The sequence below is a fragment of the Micrococcus lylae genome (assembly GCF_900163825.1).
Taxonomy (GTDB): domain Bacteria; phylum Actinomycetota; class Actinomycetes; order Actinomycetales; family Micrococcaceae; genus Micrococcus; species Micrococcus lylae.
Genome location: NZ_FUKP01000060.1, coordinates 1 through 15,685, shown reverse-complemented (window position 1 = coordinate 15,685; position 15,685 = coordinate 1). Strand labels below are relative to the sequence as shown.

Annotated in this window: 13 protein-coding genes; 6 read left to right on the top strand and 7 right to left on the bottom strand. The window is 71.4% G+C overall.

Annotated features, from left to right (window positions below; all coding sequences use genetic code 11):
- The first annotated feature begins 63 nt into the window (after window positions 1–63).
- Both FM125_RS08545 and FM125_RS08540 read left to right on the top strand, forming a co-directional pair.
- Window positions 64–438, top strand: coding sequence for an ectoine synthase (locus FM125_RS08545; RefSeq protein WP_087134304.1), 375 nt, complete (start codon window positions 64–66; stop codon window positions 436–438).
- Between the two features lie 106 nt (window positions 439–544).
- On the top strand, window positions 545–1,540 hold the full coding sequence (locus FM125_RS08540; protein ID WP_245232120.1) for a PaaI family thioesterase: 996 nt from the start codon (window positions 545–547) through the stop codon (window positions 1,538–1,540).
- A 99-nt stretch (window positions 1,541–1,639) separates the two neighbouring features.
- Here the strand turns inward: FM125_RS08540 and FM125_RS08535 are convergent, their stop codons facing one another.
- On the bottom strand, window positions 1,640–2,698 hold the full coding sequence (locus FM125_RS08535) for an enoyl-CoA hydratase/isomerase family protein (protein WP_087134303.1): 1,059 nt from the start codon (window positions 2,696–2,698) through the stop codon (window positions 1,640–1,642).
- Window positions 2,699–2,829: 131 nt separating this feature from the next.
- The gene (locus FM125_RS08530) at window positions 2,830–4,230 is read right to left on the bottom strand and encodes an MFS transporter (protein ID WP_087134302.1); all 1,401 of its coding nucleotides are present in this window, start codon (window positions 4,228–4,230) and stop codon (window positions 2,830–2,832) included.
- 219 nt (window positions 4,231–4,449) lie between these two features.
- Here FM125_RS08530 and FM125_RS08525 point away from each other — a divergent pair, with 219 nt between their 5' ends.
- On the top strand, window positions 4,450–4,977 hold the full coding sequence (locus tag FM125_RS08525) for a MarR family winged helix-turn-helix transcriptional regulator (RefSeq protein WP_070638111.1): 528 nt from the start codon (window positions 4,450–4,452) through the stop codon (window positions 4,975–4,977).
- A gap of 117 nt (window positions 4,978–5,094) precedes the next feature.
- On the opposite strand, the gene FM125_RS08520 is transcribed toward FM125_RS08525, so the two are convergent.
- The 3 genes from FM125_RS08520 to FM125_RS08510 are packed head-to-tail and all read right to left on the bottom strand — an operon-like array spanning window position 5,095 to window position 8,959.
- A complete protein-coding gene (locus tag FM125_RS08520) occupies window positions 5,095–7,110 on the bottom strand; it encodes a cytochrome b/b6 domain-containing protein (RefSeq protein WP_245232119.1) in 2,016 nt (671 codons plus the stop codon).
- Window positions 7,111–7,136: 26 nt separating this feature from the next.
- Complete coding sequence (locus FM125_RS08515; protein ID WP_067190789.1) at window positions 7,137–8,147, bottom strand: electron transfer flavoprotein subunit alpha/FixB family protein; 1,011 nt, start codon at window positions 8,145–8,147, stop codon at window positions 7,137–7,139.
- 29 nt (window positions 8,148–8,176) lie between these two features.
- Window positions 8,177–8,959 (bottom strand): electron transfer flavoprotein subunit beta/FixA family protein, encoded by a 783-nt coding sequence (locus FM125_RS08510; RefSeq protein WP_067190791.1) that lies wholly within the window; start codon window positions 8,957–8,959, stop codon window positions 8,177–8,179.
- 238 nt (window positions 8,960–9,197) lie between these two features.
- Here FM125_RS08510 and FM125_RS08505 point away from each other — a divergent pair, with 238 nt between their 5' ends.
- The 3 genes from FM125_RS08505 (at window position 9,198) to FM125_RS08495 (ending at window position 12,972) form a co-directional block, all read left to right on the top strand.
- The gene (locus FM125_RS08505; protein ID WP_067190793.1) at window positions 9,198–10,121 is read left to right on the top strand and encodes an NUDIX hydrolase; all 924 of its coding nucleotides are present in this window, start codon (window positions 9,198–9,200) and stop codon (window positions 10,119–10,121) included.
- A gap of 205 nt (window positions 10,122–10,326) precedes the next feature.
- Entirely contained in the window at window positions 10,327–11,751 is a 1,425-nt protein-coding gene (locus tag FM125_RS08500) for an L-serine ammonia-lyase (RefSeq protein ID WP_067190794.1), read from the top strand.
- Window positions 11,752–11,886: 135 nt separating this feature from the next.
- Complete coding sequence (locus FM125_RS08495) at window positions 11,887–12,972, top strand: YihY/virulence factor BrkB family protein (RefSeq protein ID WP_087134301.1); 1,086 nt, start codon at window positions 11,887–11,889, stop codon at window positions 12,970–12,972.
- A gap of 121 nt (window positions 12,973–13,093) precedes the next feature.
- Here the strand turns inward: FM125_RS08495 and FM125_RS12305 are convergent, their stop codons facing one another.
- Both FM125_RS12305 and FM125_RS08485 read right to left on the bottom strand, forming a co-directional pair.
- Complete coding sequence (locus FM125_RS12305; RefSeq protein WP_245829926.1) at window positions 13,094–14,482, bottom strand: thermonuclease family protein; 1,389 nt, start codon at window positions 14,480–14,482, stop codon at window positions 13,094–13,096.
- A 197-nt stretch (window positions 14,483–14,679) separates the two neighbouring features.
- Entirely contained in the window at window positions 14,680–15,558 is an 879-nt protein-coding gene (locus tag FM125_RS08485; RefSeq protein WP_245829924.1) for a tryptophan-rich sensory protein, read from the bottom strand.
- Window positions 15,559–15,685: the final 127 nt, after the last annotated feature.

The window sequence follows — 15,685 nt, the reverse complement described above, 5'->3', positions numbered from 1 at the left end:
CGGCGAGCGGCTGGCAGGCGCCCGGACCCGCACACCCGATCCGTCGAAGGAGCGAATCCGCAGATGTTCACGCGCAACCGAGGGCAGGCCGAGACCGTCGAGTGGGGCGGCGGCACGTCCGACCGCCTGCTGGTGGAGAAGGACAACATGGGCTTCGCCGTCTGCCACACGATCGTGAAGCAGGGCACCGCCTCCAAGCTCGAGTACCGCAACCACCTGGAGGCCTGCTACTGCATCTCCGGCTCCGGCTCGGTGGTGGAGAAGGACGGCACCGTCCACGAGATCACCCCCGGCACCATCTACGTGCTGGACGAACACGACCCGCACGAGCTGCGCGGCGGCGAGACCGAGGACATGCACCTGGTCTCGATCTTCAACCCGCCGATCACCGGCGACGAGAAGCACACGCTCTCCGAGGACGGCTACTCCTCCTACTGAGCTGAGCCGCACGCTCTACTGAGCTGAGCCGCACGCTCCACACCGCCTGCGGCGGGGACGTCTCCTTCCGGGCGTCCCCGCTGCCGTTTCCGCTACCGTTCACTCCGTGAGCTACGGACATTCGATCCCCGACATCATGGCCGGCACCTCGGATCCCGGCGGCCGCCGCACGGCCGAGGACGCGGAGAACACCGGGCCCCGTGCGCATCCGCAGGGCCGCACGGAGCAGCTGTTCGGCGTGCGCCGCCACGAGCAGGTGCGGCAGGAGGGCGCCCACTGGAACCCGGGGTACATGCTCGCCGGGCCCAGCTCGATCGGCTTGGACGGCCGCCCCACCGCTGCCGCGGCCACCGTGCTGATGGACAACGCCACCGCCGTGGCCGTGCACCACGCAGCCGCCGGTGCCATGCAGGCCATCGTCACCACGGAGCTCACGCTCAACGTGCTCAAGCCGATGCCGGCCTTCGACGCATCTGCGGACGCCGACCCGGCCGACCAGCCCCGCATGGAGTGCTGGTACACCCCGCTGACGGTGGACGAGGCCGGCGGCGCCGCCCGCGCCTGGCTCGTGGACGCCGACGGCGACCGCGTGGCCGAGGCGACCGGCTGGTTCCAGGCCGTGCCGGCCGCTCCCGCCGCCTCGATGGAGGCGTTCGTCCGCCACGGCGGCCTGCCGCTGGGGCCGCAGACCCGCGTCCCCATGGCGGACCTGCTCGGCCTGGAGCCGGACTCCGTCACCGTCCAGGACGACACGTCCCGGCCCGCCCAGTCCGGCGAGTTCGTCCCGGGCGCGCGCTTCCGCGAGAACCGGGAGCTGGACAATCCGCAGGGCGCCGTCCACGGCGGCGCGATGATGCTCCGCGCGATCCTCGCCGCCCAGGGCGCGATGCCGGACCGCGCTCGCTACGACGTCCAGGCCGCCCGCACCGTCTACACGCGCCCGGGCCGGGGGGACATGGTCGCCATGACCCGTGTCCGCCACGCCGGCCGCTCGCTGCGGTTCGTGGACGTCGAGCTCGTCCCCCTCGGCGAGGACGGCTCCCCCGTCGTGGACAAGCCGATGGTGCAGGTGCAGGTCACCTTCCGCGCGGCGCGCGGCTGACCGAGCCCACCGCAGACGACAGGGGACGACGACGGCGGCAGGCTCCCGTCCGTCGTCGTCCCCTGTGCCGTGTGGCCGGGTCCGGGCCTGAGGTGGGGCTCAGAGGGTCAGGTCACCCGTCTCCGGCTCGGCGAAGTGCGACTCCACGAGCTCCGGCGTCACCTCGTCCAGGGTGGCCGGCCGCCACTGCGGGTTCTTGTCCTTGTCCACCAGGAGGGCGCGGATGCCCTCGGCGAAGTCGTGGCCGCGCAGGTGTGCGGCGGTGGTGCGGTACTCGGTCTTGAGCACGGCGGCGAGGTCCTTGGCGCGGCGGGCCCGGCGGACGGCGGCCAGGGTGACCGAGACGGCGGTCGGGCTGAGCTTCTCCAGGCGGTCGGCGGCCTTGTGGGCGGCCTCCTCGTCCCGGGCGCGCAGGGCCTCGATGATCTTCGCCGGGGTGTCCTTGGCGTAGCACTCGTCGATCCACGGGCGCTGCTGCCAGAGCGGTGACTCGCCCGGCTCGGTGGCGAAGCGCTCCAGGACGGCGTCCGGCTTCTCGGCCTCGAGGGCGGCGGCGATCTCGTCCAGGGTCTCGGAGGAGACGTGGTGCGTGGACAGGCCCAGGGCCACCGCGTCCGCCCCGGTGATGTGCTCGCCGGTCATGCCCACGTGCAGGCCGAATTCGGAGGGCAGGCGGGAGATCAGATAGGTGCCGCCCACGTCCGGGACGAAGCCGATGCCGGTCTCCGGCATGCCCCAGCGGGTGCGTTCGGTGGCCACGCGGTGGGAGGCATGGCCGGAGACGCCCACGCCGCCGCCGAGGACGATCCCGTCCTGGAAGGCGACGATCGGCTTCGGGTAGTCGCCGATCATGTGGTTCATGGCGTACTCGGTGGCGAAGAACTCCTCTCCCTCGGCGACGTCGCCGGCCTTGATGGAGTGGTAGATCGACACGATGTCGCCGCCGGCGCAGAGGCCGCGATCGCCGGCGCCGCGGACCAGGACGGTCTGGACGGAGTCGTCGTCCTTCCACTCGAGCAGCTGCGCGCGGATGCCCTTGACCATCTCGAAGGTCAGGGCGTTGATGGCCTTCGGGCGGTTCAGCGTGAGGACGCCGAGGCGACCCCTCTGCTCGATGAGCAGCTCGTCGGTGGGCTGTGCGGTCTGCGCGTCGGTCATGGAGTTCACCTTTCCTCACGCGTGTCCGGCCGGGCAACGGGTGCCCGGCCGGACGCGGCGATTGATTGGACGTCCGAGGACTGCCTGCTTCGGAGCCTATCAGCGCCGGGCAGAGGGGTCCGCGGAGACGGTCATCCCTTGATGTCGGCCTCGACGGCGTCGGCGACCTGCGCGGTGTCGATCGTCTCCATCGAGCCGGTGACTGCGAGCGACTCGTGGCCCAGCAGGTCCTCGGAACGGAGGAAGAAGATGGACACCAGGGAGACGACGGCGGTGGCCACGAAGAACCACAGCGGGGAGGAGGGGTCGCCGGTCTGGTCGATCAGCCAGGTCGCCGCGAACGGGGCGGAGCCGCCGAAGACTGCGACGGGGATGTTGTAACCCACGGCGATGCCGGTGGAGCGGACGTGGGTCGGCAGCAGCTCGGTCATGGTGGCGTACGGGACGCCGCAGTAGATGCCCACCGAGACGCCGACGGCGATCAGAGCCGGGACGATGTCCATGCCGGTCTCGGCGTGCGGGGCGGTGAGGAAGAACCACGAGACGGAGGCCACGGTCATCACCAGGCCGACCAGCAGGATGATGCGGCGGTCGCCCACGCGGTCCGAGAGGTGCCCGCCGACGGCCATGAAGCCGGCGGCGAGCACGCCGGTCGCCAGGACCATCCCGAAGATGAAGGACTCCGGCAGCTCCAGCACGGCGCGGAAGTAGCTGGTCAGGTAGGTCATGACCAGGTAGAAGGTCGAGGCCAGCAGGGTGATCACACCCATGACCAGCATGATCTGGCGCGGGAAGCGGAAGGTCTCGCGCAGCGGGGCCTTGGCGGTGCGCTTCTCGGCGTGCAGGCGCTTGAACTCCGGGGAGTCCTCGAGGCGCATGCGGATGAAGATCGCGATCGCGCCCAGCGGGCCGGCGATGATGAACGGGATGCGCCAGCCCCAGTCCTGCATGGCCTCGGCACCGAGGGCCCAGGCCATGCCGTTGCCGACGAGGGCACCGATCATCAGGCCGGAGGCGGCGGTGGTCATCAGGGTGGAGGTCGCGAGGCCGCGGCCGCCCTTCTTGGAGAACTCGGAGACGAAGGCGGCGATGGTGGAGATCTCGCCGCCGGCGGAGAAGCCCTGGATCATGCGCAGGAAGACCAGCAGGACCGGGGCCATGACGCCGATCGAGTGGGCGGTCGGCAGCAGACCGATGCACATGGTGGCGCCGCACATGACGCCGAGGACGATCATGAGGGTCCTGCGGCGGCCGATCTTGTCCGCGAGCGGACCGAAGAACAGGCCGCCGAGCGGGCGGATGAAGAAGGAGAGGGCGAAGACGGCGAAGGCCGAGAGCAGGCCGACGACCGGATCGTCCGAGATGAAGAAGTTGGCCCCGACGTACACGGCGAGGAAGCCGTAGACGCCGTAGTCGTACCACTCGATCAGGTGGCCGGCGGTCGCCCCGACGAGTGCCTTGCGGCGTTCGCGCGGGCTGACCTCCTGCTCCTGAAGCTCGGCCGCTGTGGGATGGGATGCGTGTGCGGTCATGAGGTGTCCCCTTAGTCAGGTGCGATGATCACTGCTCGTGCCCTCGAAGGTCGGACATTGGAGCATTCCGTGATGCGCATCACAGTAGGCGGGGCTGCGCCGTCGGGAAGAGGTGTTTCCACATGGTGGACGCAGGCGCGACGATGACCGACGCCCGCACCGTGAGACCGAGGCCCGCCGAGCGGGCGCACCCTCGTCCCCTCACCTAGGATGGGGCGAATGAGCAGCACCCGACAGACCCTGAACCGCGACCCCATCGCGGAGGCCCGCCGCAACTGGGAGCGCCAGGGGTGGGACGACGTCGCCGCGCCGATGGCCGCGGTGACCTCGATCATGCGCGCGCAGCAGATCCTGCTGGCCCGGGCCCACAAGGCGCTGAAGCCGTTCTCGCTGACGTTCGCCCGCTTCGAACTGCTGGCCCTGCTGGACTTCTCCCGCGAGCGCCGCATGCCCATGAGCAAGGCCGGCGCCCTGCTGCAGGTGCATCCGACCTCCGTGACCAACGCCGTGGACCGCCTCGAGTCCGCCGGGCTCGTGACGCGCGAGCCGCACCCGGGCGACCGCCGCGCCACCCTGCTCGCCCTGACGGAGAAGGGCCGCGAGCTCACCGCGAAGGCCGCGGCCGCGCTGAACACGGAGGTCTTCGCGGACACGGGACTGTCCGACGAGGACGTCACCTCGCTGATCGAGATCCTGACCCGCTTCCGCCGCAGCGCCGGTGACTTCGAGGACGCGACCGCCGGCTGATCCTCCCGGACGCCTGCGCCGCTGCGGCCTCGGCCGGTCGCACCACGCAGGGACGGCCGCAGACATGACGGCGGGGCCCGAGCACCTGGCTCGGGCCCCTTCGTCTGTCCCGCCGGGTCAGCGGCCGACGGTGCCGAACCGCTGGGCCACCGGGGCCACGAACTGCGGGCGGAGGAAGAACCACGCGGCGGCGGTGACGGCCACGGACGCCAGGAACACCACCAGACCCCAGGCGTCGGTGGCCTCGCGCGAGGTGTACATGTGGTTCAGGTTCGCCAGGAAGCCGGTGAAGACCACCAGGAACACGTGGACCACGATGAATCCGACGAAGAACAGCATCACCGGGAAGTGCACCCTGCGGGCGGCCTCCATCGGGAACGCCCTGTTGAGCGCCTTGGCCTCGGTGGGGAACCAGGAGGACATGCGCCAGCCGGTGAGGGCGGCGAGCGGGGCGGCGACGAACACCACGAGGGTGTAGGTGATCATCTGCAGGGCGTTGTAGTGGACCCAGCCGTTCTCCGACGGCCAGTCCAGGGACATGTACTGGATGCCGGCGGACAGGGCGTGGTGGAACACGTACGGGTCCGTCGGCACCAGGCGCATCCACTGGCCGGTGACGAACAGCAGGATCACGAAGACCAGGCCGTTGAGCACCCACAGCCCGTCCAGGGCCTGGTGCATCCAGATGGTCATCGAGTACTTCTTCGGCGTGTTCCCCTTGGCGGAGAACAGCGAGTCCCTGCGCGGGGTGAAGTTCGCCGGCGGACGCTGCTCCGAGCGGATCTGCAGGCCGGTCCTGATGATCAGCACCATCAGGAACATGTTCAGGAAGTGCTGCCAGCCGAGCCAGGCCGGGATGCCGATCGGGGCGGACTCCGGCTGGGCCGTGTGCCCGTCATACTGCGCGATGAAGTCCTGCACCGGCTCGAGGGTGCGCAGGCCGCGGGCGGCCAACACCAGTGCCAGGGCCACGACGACGGCGCCCAGCGCTCCCCAGAGCACCTTCCGTCCCCGCGGCATGGGCTCGGCGCCCTCGGCCTTCTTCGTGGGCTGCGCCGCCGGCCTTCCGGCAGGCTTGCCGGCCGCCTTCGGAGCGGCCGCAGAGGTCGCCGCGGCGGGCTGCGCAGCACCCTGCTGCGCGGAACCCTGGTGCGCGGTGCCCTGGTGCGCGGTGCCCGGCGGGGCTTGGGCTGCATGCTTCGGGGCGGCCGGGGTGTCCTGGCCGGATCCATGGGCGGCCGCTGCACCGGCGGCACCGGCGGCTGCGACGCCTCCGGCAGCGGCGGCTGTACCGGCGCCCATGCGCTGCTTGCGGCCGGGCTGCGCATCGGCAGCCTGCTGGGCAGGCGCCTGGGCGCTGGAAGGCGGCTCGGCCGCGGCCGGGGCGGCCTGCACGGACGCGTCGGACGTCTGAGCCGCGGCACCGGCGGTGCGGCCCTTGAGCGGGGTGTACCCCTTCATGCGCTGTCCCACGGGGGCGGCCGGTGCCTGGGCGTCAGTCGCTGCCTGGGCGTCAGTGTTCGCGCTCGCGGCCAGGTCACCACCGGCGGCGACGCCGGCGGCGGTCCCCGCCACGGCGGTGCCTGCGCCCTCGGCCGAGGCGGCGGACCGCTCGGGCGGGGTGGCCTCCGCCGCAGCGGCGGCCTCGGTGCGCGGGGCCGCAGCGGTGGTCGCAGCGACCGGTGCAGCGGGGGCGCCACCCTTGAGCGGGGTGTAGCCGGCCATGCGCTGACGCTGCTCGTAGGGCACGCCGGACACGGCGGCCGGAACCGCGGCCGCGGCACCCGGGGACGGCGTCTGAACGGCGGCCGTCCGGTCCGGCTCAGCCGCGGGCTCTGCAGCGGCCGGTGCTGCGGCCGGTGCTGCGGCCGGCGCCGCGGTGGCCCGGCCCTGGGCTCCGCCGGTCACCGCCTGCGGCGCGGTGCCCCGGAACGGGGTGTAGCCGGCCATGCGCTGACGCTGCTCGTACGGCACCCCGTCACCGACGGCGGGCGCCGCGGTGGCGGGGGCGACCGTCTCCTCAGGCCCGGCCTCGGCCACAGGCTGAGGCGAGGGATCCTGGGTCAGGGGCGTGGCGTCGTCGTGGGTACGGCCCTTCAAGGGCGTGTACCCGGCCATCCGCTGCTTGGGCATGCGTGGTCCTCCCGGAGTCTGCCGCGTCAGCGGCGGGCGCGGATCTGCTCGATCAGCTGCGGGACGACCTCGAACAGGTCACCCACGATGCTGAAGTCGGCGATCTCGAAGATCTCGGCGTCCTCGTTCTTGTCCACGGCCACGATCGTCTTGGCGGTCTGCATGCCGGCACGGTGCTGGATGGCACCGGAGATGCCCAGGGCGATGTAGAGGTCCGGGGACACGATGACGCCGGTCTGGCCGACCTGACGCTCGGCCGGGGTGTAGCCGGCGTCGACGGCGGCGCGGGAGGCGCCCACCGCGGCCCCGAGCTCGTCGGCCAGCTGCTCCACCACGGCGAAGCCCTCCTCGGAGCCCACACCGCGGCCGCCGGAGACGACGACCTTCGCGCCGCGCAGCTCCGGACGGGACGAGGTTTGCTGGCGTGGTGAGACCTCCCGGATCTCCGCCCCTGCGGTGACCTGCGGCAGGGAGCCGGCGTCGATCGCGGTGATCTGCGGGGAGGCCACGGCCTCGGCGCGGGCATCGATGGAGCCGCCGCGCACGGTGATGATGCGCGGGCCGCCCTCGCCGGTGGACTCGGACTGGATGTCGCCTCCGAAGATGGAGTGCTGGGCGATGACCTCGTCGTCGGCCCACCGCAGGCCCACGGCGTCGGCGCAGACCGGGCCGCCCACACGGACGGACAGGCGGCCGGCGATGGCACGGGACTCCGGGGTGTTCGGCAGCAGCACGGCCACCGGGTTCGTCTGGCCGACCACGGTGGCCAGCGCGGCCACGGCGGCCGAGCCCATGCGGGTGGCGGCGTCCTCGGTCTCGAGGGTGTGCACGGCGGTGGCGCCGAGCTCGCCCAGGCGAGCGGCGGCGTCCTCGGCCTTGCCCGGCGCGCCCACCACGACGGCCACGGGCACGCCGACGGTGGCGGCCGCCCCGAGCAGGCCGGCGGCGGAGGCACGGAGTTCGCCGTCGGCGTTGAGCTCGGCGAGGACGAGGACGGGGGCGCCGGAGTTCGCGGCGGTGTTCACGGTCTCAGTCATGGGAGGTCTCCTTCGGTGTCCTGCGTCCGTCAGATGAGGCGGTTCTCGGCCAGGAAGGCGGCGAGCTGCTCGGCGGCGGTGCCGTCGTCCACGACCTTCGGACCGGCCTGCTTCTCCGGGCGGGCGTTGGCGGAGACCATCACGGAGCGGTACTCGGCCTCCACCGGGCCGGCAACGATCCCCAGGTCCGCCAGGCAGTAGTCGGTGAGCGGCTTCTTCTTGGCCGCCATGATGTTCTTGAAGTTCGGGAACCGAGGCTCCGCGGTCTTCTCCGTCAGGCCGACCACGGCCGGCAGCGCGACGGCGGCGCGCAGGTCCGCGTCCTCGGTCACCACGGTGCCCACGACCTCGGACTCGGAGATCTCGAGGGCCTCGGCATGCGGCAGGTACGGGCGGTCCAGCAGTTCGGCGAGCATGGCCGGCACGACGCCGGTGGAGCCGTCCGTGGCGAGGTTGCCGGCGAGCACCAGATCGGCGCCCTCCTTCTCGATCGCGGCGGCCAGCACCCGTGCGGTCTGCACGGCGTCGGAGCCGGCGAGCGCGTCGTCGGCCACGTGCACGGCGGCGTCGGCTCCCATGGCGAGCATCTTGCGGAGGGTCTTGGTGGCGTCCTCCGGGCCCATCGTCATGGCGACGATCTCCACGTCCGCGCCGGAGTCCTTGTACTGCAGGGCGACCTCCATGACGCGCTCGCTGATCTCGTCCGGCACGGGCTCGGCTGCACCGTCGCGGACCAGCATGCCGGTCTCCATGTCGAGCGTGCGCTCCTGCCAGGTGTCGGGGACCTGCTTGGCCAGCACCATGATCTTCACGGGTCGGACTCCTCCTCGAATCGCCGCGGTCTGAACGGTCTCAGAACTGTGGTCAAGGCTACAGCGGACAGGGATGGCCCCGCCTGCCCGATGCGGCCATCTCAGTAAATGATGATTCACTGAAGCAGTTCGTGCCACCCCGCCGCCTCCGCCGGGCCTGCGCCGCGGGCGGCAGCGGCCGCGCCGCTATCCTCGGAGCCACCGATGAGGAACCGCCCGCCCGCGTGAGGAGAGACCGATGACCACCGCCGACCGCTCCGGCACCGAGCCCGTCCCGGCCCGCCTGGCCTCGTCCCTGCTTCTCGTGCGCCCTGCCGCCGAGGGCATCGAGGTGTTCGCCCTGCGCCGCGCCGGCTCCATGGCCTTCAGCGCGCACGCCACCGCCTTCCCGGGCGGCCGCGTGGATCCGGCGGACGACCTGCCCGTGCACCTCTGGAAGGGCGTGGACCTGGACGACTGGGCCCGCCGACTCGGCACGGACGCCGCCCCGGAGGGCGCGGCCTCCCACATGGCCGAGCTCTCCCCGCGGGACGCCGCGGGCCGCCTGCTGGCCGCCGCGCTGCGCGAGACCTACGAGGAGACCGGCGTGCTGCTGGCCCTGGACACCCGGACGGGCACAGCCGTGGACCCGAAGCTCGTCCGTTCCCTCCCGGAGGACACCCGCGAGCGCCTCGAGTCCCACGACCTCGCCTTCGGCGACCTGCTCACCGAGCACGGCCTCGTCCCGGACGCGGCCGCCCTGGTGCCGTGGTCCCGCTGGATCACCCCGGTGGGCGGTCCGCGCCGGTATGACACGGTGTTCTTCGTGGTCCGCCTGCCGGAAGGACAGGAGCCGGAGCGCATGTCCTCCGAGGCCGCCAGCCACGGCTGGGCCTCACCCGAGGCGCTGCTGACCGAGTTCCGCAGCGGCACCGTGAACCTCATGACCCCGTCCTGGTGGCAGCTTCGCCAGCTCTCCGCAGCCACCCAGGACAGCACGGACTGGGCGGACATCGTGGCCCTGGGCCACGCCCACGAGCCGATCGCCCCGGTGATGCTCCACCCGAAGGCGGACCGCGAGAGCCGCCTGCAGGAGTTCCTGCACGCCGAGGAGTACCTGGCGGACCTCGCCTCGTTCCGCGCCGCGGCCCGGGTGGAGGAGTCCCCGGACAACGTCCTCTGACCTGAGGCGACGGCGCCGGGGCCGGTGCTGGGGACGCCGAGCAGGGCACGACGACGGCCGCTGCCCTTCCGCTGGACGGCAGGACCTTTCCGCGGCATGGCCGGACCCGGGTGCCAGCGCGTAGGCTGGTCCACAGTCTGTGACCCCCTCATGCGGCGCGCCCACCACCGGCAGGACGCCGCAGCCACCTGGAAGGGAGCCGCGCATGTCGCTCAGTGCCCTGGACCTGTTCTCCATCGGCATCGGCCCGTCCTCGTCCCACACCGTCGGCCCGATGCGCGCCGCGCGCCGCTTCACCTTCAGCCTCGCTGAGAACGGCCTCCTCGACTCGACCGCCCGCGTGAAGGCCGAGCTCTACGGCTCCCTGGCCGCCACCGGCATCGGTCACGGCTCGGACACCGCCGTCCTGCTGGGGCTGGCCGGCCAGGACCCGGAGACCATCGACCCGGACGCGTGCACGGGCCTGGTCAAGGCCATCGTGGAGTCCGGGGACCTGCCGCTCGACGGGGACCGGCACATCCGGTTCGACCGCAAGAAGGACATGACTCTGCACATGCGCAAGTCCCTGCCGGGCCACCCGAACGGCATGCGCCTGACCGCCTATGACCAGGACGGCGGCCAGCTGCACTGCCGCGACTACTATTCCGTGGGCGGCGGCTTCGTGGTCACGGCAGAGGAGCTCGAGGACGAGCTCGAGGCCGCCCGCGAGATCACCCGCCATGAAGAGGACTCCCGCGAGGCCGCGGAGCCGTACCCGTTCAGCACCGCCGCCGAGCTGCTGGAGCACTGCGAACGCGAGGGCATGACCATCGCCGAGCTGATGCGCGCCAACGAGGCCGTCCGCCACAGCCCGGAGCACCTCGAGGCCGAGCTGACGAAGATCTGGCACGTGATGCAGGAGTGCATCCACAACGGCTGCACCCGCGAGGAGAAGATCCTGCCCGGTGGCCTCGAGGTGCGCCGCCGGGCCCCCGCCCTGCGCGCGCACCTGCTCGAGCAGACCACCCGCACCGACCCGATGTGGGCCATGGAGTGGGTCAACCTCTTCGCCCTCGCGGTGAACGAGGAGAACGCCTCGGGCGGACGCATCGTCACCGCCCCCACCAACGGCGCCGCCGGCATCATCCCGGCCGTGCTCATGTACTTCTGCCGCTTCGTATTGCCGCAGGAGGCCACCGAGGAGGAGCAGGACGCGAAGGCGGTCGAGTTCCTGCTCACCGCCGCCGCGATCGGCATCCTCTACAAGAAGAACGCGTCCATCTCCGGAGCCGAGGTCGGCTGCCAGGGCGAGGTCGGTTCGGCCTGCTCCATGGCGGCCGCGGGGCTGTGCGCCGTCATCGGCGGCACCCCGGTGCAGGTGGAGAACGCCGCGGAGATCGGCATCGAGCACAACCTCGGCCTCACCTGCGACCCCGTGGGCGGCCTCGTCCAGGTCCCCTGCATCGAGCGCAACGCGATCGCCTCGGTCAAGGCCATCAACGCCGCCCGCCTCGCCGTGCTCGGCGACGGCTCGCACCGCGTCACCCTGGACCAGGCCATCAAGACGATGCGTGACACCGGCGCGGACATGAAGTCCAAGTACAAGGAGACCTCCCGCGGCGGCCTGGCCGTGAACGTCATCGAGTGCTGACCGGCGGGACGGCCGCTGCGTCTCGGGACGCAGTCGGCCCCGTCCGGAGCCGAGACATGATGGTGCGCCGGGCCTGTGGGGTATGTTCGGTCTGCTGACCTGTACCTCACACCCCACGCCGAGAGGACCTCTCCCGTGACCAAGCATCCGCTCGACGCGACGCTCGAGGCCGCGACGATCGACCCCGACAAGCGCAAGGAGCAGCACAAGGCCGTGAAGCTCGGCGGTGACGGCTGGAAGTACGCCTTCTCGCGTTCGATCAAGACCTTCCTGAACGCCGGCGGCACGGACCTTGCCGCGAAGCTCACCTACTTCATGGTGCTGTCCCTTGCCCCGGCCCTGCTGGCGATCTTCTCGATCATCACCCTGGTGATGGCCAGCAACCGCGACGTGGTGAACGACCTCGTCCAGGACATCGTGGACAAGAACGTCTCCCCCGACTACGCCCCGCTGGTCACCGACCTCGTGGACAACATGATGAACCAGTCCACCGGCGGCGTGATCGCGCTGATCATCGGTATCGCCACCGCCCTGTGGTCCGCCTCCGCCTATGTGAAGGCCTTCAACCGCGCCGCGAACCAGCTCTACGGCTACGAGGAGGGCCGCGGCTTCGTGAAGCTCACCGCCGCCAACCTGCTGGCCACCCTGGTGGTGCTCGTGGGCATCGTGGTCGTCCTCATCTGCCTCGCCGTGAACCGCACCCTGGTGGAGGGTCTCGTGAAGCCGATCGCCGAGCCGCTCGGCGCCGATGACCTCATGGGCTTCCTCACGGACTCGTTCCTGCCGATCTGGACGTGGGTGAAGTGGCCGGTCATCGTCGTGCTCGTGCTGCTGATGATCGCCGTCCTGTACTACCTGACCCCGAACGTGCAGAAGCCGAAGTTCACCGTCTTCGGCCCGGGCAACATCGTCGCCTTCGTCGGCATGATCCTGGCCGCCGTGGCCCTGTCCGTCTACTTCGCCACCCTGGCCGGCTACTCCTCGTACGGCGCCATCGGCGGTGTCATGGCCCTGCTGTTCGCGCTCTGGGTCTTCAACATCGTGCTGCTGCTCGGCCTGTCCGTGGACGCCGAATGGGAACGCGCCAAGCAGCTGCGCGCCGGTGTGGCCGCCGAGAGCCACCTCAGCCTGCCTCCGAAGGACACCTCCGCCCTCGTGAAGAAGGCCGAGGCCCAGGAGAAGCTGGAGGAGGCCGGATACGCCCTGCGCGCCGACTCCTGATTCCTCGACGGACACCCCACACACGCCGGGCCCCGGTCCTTCCTGACAGCGTCAGGCAGGACCGGGGCCCGGCTTGTGTCGCCCCCCTCCGCAGCCGCAGCGGCGCGGGAGGTGAGGCGGGTCAGCGCTTGGCCGCGCGGTAGCCGGCGGCCTGGGCGGCCGCGGCGGTGGCGTAGCAGTTGCGGGCGTTGGTCTGCGAGTACGCCTGGTTGTGCGGCAGGTGGTAGATGCCCGAGTTGTCATTGGCCTTGACCGGGTGGGAGGCCGGGCAGGTCTTGGTGGCCGTGTTGCCTGCCACCGGGCCCGAGCCGCCCGCTGCGGGCTTCGGCGCCGGGGCCGGGGCCGGGGCTGCCACCGGCTTCGATGCCGGGGCCGGGGCCGGGGCCGGCTTCGATGCGGGAGCGGCGAACTGCTGCGGAGCCGGAGCGGCCTGGGCCGGTGCGGACGCCGTGCCCGGAGTGCAGCCGAGGCCGGAGGCGAACTGGCCGCGGCCGGCGGCCTTGGCCTCCTGCCAGGCGGCGTGGACCTCGTTGTAGAAGCGGACGTTCGGCTGGAAGATCACCGGCTCGCCCAGGCCCAGGCGGGCCATCTCGGCGTTGACGAAGGTGTCTCCGGCCCAGACGCCGGCGAGGACCCGGTCGTAGCGGTCACGGCGCTCCTTGTCATAGCGCAGGGTGACGGGCTGTCCCGGGGCGACCAGGCTCTTGAGGGCGGCCGTGGACTCCGGACCGAGGCACTGCACACCGTGCGAGGGATGCTTGGTCTCCGGGGTGTCGATGTTCAGCAGGCGGACCCGCTCCTCCACGCCGTTGATGCGGATGCGCAGGGTGTCGCCGTCGGTCACGGAGACCACGATGCCGCGCTCCCCGTCCACGTACGCAGGGGAAGCCGGCTTCGCGGAGGCCTGGGACGGGGCCGGAGCGGCAGCCTGGGCAGCGTCCGTCGCGACGGCCTGCTCGGCCGTCTTCTGCTCGGCCGTCTTCTGCTCGGTGGCCTTCGCCTCGGCTGCCTTCTTGTCAGCCGCCTCGCGCTCACGCTGCTGAGCCGCGGCCTGCTCGGCCTTGCGCTCAGCGGCCGCTGACGCCTCAGCCTTTCGGCTCGCCTCGGCCTGCTCGGCTTCGCGCTCGGCGGCGGCTGACTTCTTGGCCTCGGCGCGGGCCTGCGTCTCACGCTCCTGCTCCTTGCGCGCTTCGCGCTCCTGACGCTCCTTCTCGGCGCGCTCGGCCTTCTCGGACTCACGGGCCGACTCCTCGGACTCGCGGGCCGACTCCTCAGAGACGTCGTCCCCGCGACCGTCTTCCGCCCGCTCGGACTCACGGGCGTCGGCGGACCGGTCGGCGGACGCACTGGAGGACGAGTCATTGGTCTCGCTGGCCCACTCCGAGGAGGAGCTCCCGGCGGCGGACGAGGCGTTCGGATCCTCGCCGCAGCCGGTGAGGACCAGGGACAGGCCGAGCCCGAGGGCGGCGGCCAGACGCAGGGAGCTGGAGGGGGATGGGGAAACGGGCACGACGCTGTGTCCTTTCTGCGAAGAGGGGATGAGCCCTCACCAAGGGGAGATGCCCTTCGGCCTCCAAGTTTTTGAGGAGCGGCCGTACAGGACTTTCCCAGTTTATCCTGACGCGAGCATCTTCCCAGGTCAGAACCGCATCACTGTGACCAACTCCATAGGGGGCGCCCGCCGCAGTCGGCCGCGTTGCCCAGGCGTCAGCGCGTGGTGATCTGACCGTCGCCGTCGAGGGCGTCGGCGATGAGGTCACGGGCCTCGCCGGTGGGCGACTTCGCGGACAGCCAACGGGCGCCGGCCCAGGCGAGGATGACCACCACAGCGCAGCCGTAGGAGGTGACCGCCAGGCTGCCGGACTGCAGGCCGCGGCCGTCGGAACGGTTCACCCCGATCCAGAACAGACCCCAGGCCACGGCCAGGACCACACAGAACCGTCCGCCGTCGTAGGCGGAGAGCAGTGCGCTCAGGATGGTGAGGGCGATGACAGCGATCACGGCCCAGGTGGCAGGCATCAGGGGGCCGCCGTCCCAGCCGGAGGAGGCCAGGCCCGCGGCGACGTTGATGAAGACGCACACCATTGTCCAACCGAGGTAGAACCCCTGGACGCAGTCCACGGCGATCCGTTCGCCCCAGCCCGGCGCGGGAAGCCGTTCCATCTGGACCAGGATCACCAGCAGGACGGCCAGCTGCACGATGCTCACCGCCACGCTGGCCCACAGCAGCCCTGCCTCGACGGCGGCGAGCCACACGATGTTCAGAGCGATGCCCGCGAGGATCCAGGGGCGCATGCGCACGTGCCGCCGGCTGGGGGTGGGAGTCATCAGCTGCCACACCGCATAGCCGACGAAGCCGGCGTAGATGAGCCCCCAGATGTAGCCGGCTGCCTCTCCGACGGACAGCCAGGTGGCGTCCTCATCGAGCCAGCCGCCGACGGCGTGGGTCACACGCGTGCCGCCGAACAGGCCCATGCCGACCATCATCAAGATCAGCGCGGCCACCACCACGACGGCGGTGACGATGCGCCCGACGGTCGAGTCGAGTGCGCGACCCGCCTGAGTGCTGTCGACGTGCGTGCTCATGGGGTGCTCCCTGGCCAGACGGAGGCGCCGGGGCGCAGGCACCCCGGCCCGTTCGTTCGCCGCCATCCTAGGTGTACTCGGCCATGACGTTGGTGACAGATAGACGTTGACGATGAAAAGAACCTCC

Coding starts and splice junctions, on each gene's coding strand:
- FM125_RS08545 (WP_087134304.1), top strand. CDS start 64: ATGTTCACGCGCAACCGAGGGCAGGCCGAGACCGTCGAGTGGGGCGGC.
- FM125_RS08525 (WP_070638111.1), top strand. CDS start 4,450: ATGAGCAGCACCCGACAGACCCTGAACCGCGACCCCATCGCGGAGGCC.
- FM125_RS08530 (WP_087134302.1), bottom strand. CDS start 4,230: ATGACCGCACACGCATCCCATCCCACAGCGGCCGAGCTTCAGGAGCAG.
- FM125_RS08535 (WP_087134303.1), bottom strand. CDS start 2,698: ATGACCGACGCGCAGACCGCACAGCCCACCGACGAGCTGCTCATCGAG.
- FM125_RS08485 (WP_245829924.1), bottom strand. CDS start 15,558: ATGAGCACGCACGTCGACAGCACTCAGGCGGGTCGCGCACTCGACTCG.
- FM125_RS08500 (WP_067190794.1), top strand. CDS start 10,327: ATGTCGCTCAGTGCCCTGGACCTGTTCTCCATCGGCATCGGCCCGTCC.
- FM125_RS08505 (WP_067190793.1), top strand. CDS start 9,198: ATGACCACCGCCGACCGCTCCGGCACCGAGCCCGTCCCGGCCCGCCTG.
- FM125_RS08515 (WP_067190789.1), bottom strand. CDS start 8,147: ATGACTGAGACCGTGAACACCGCCGCGAACTCCGGCGCCCCCGTCCTC.
- FM125_RS08520 (WP_245232119.1), bottom strand. CDS start 7,110: ATGCCCAAGCAGCGGATGGCCGGGTACACGCCCTTGAAGGGCCGTACC.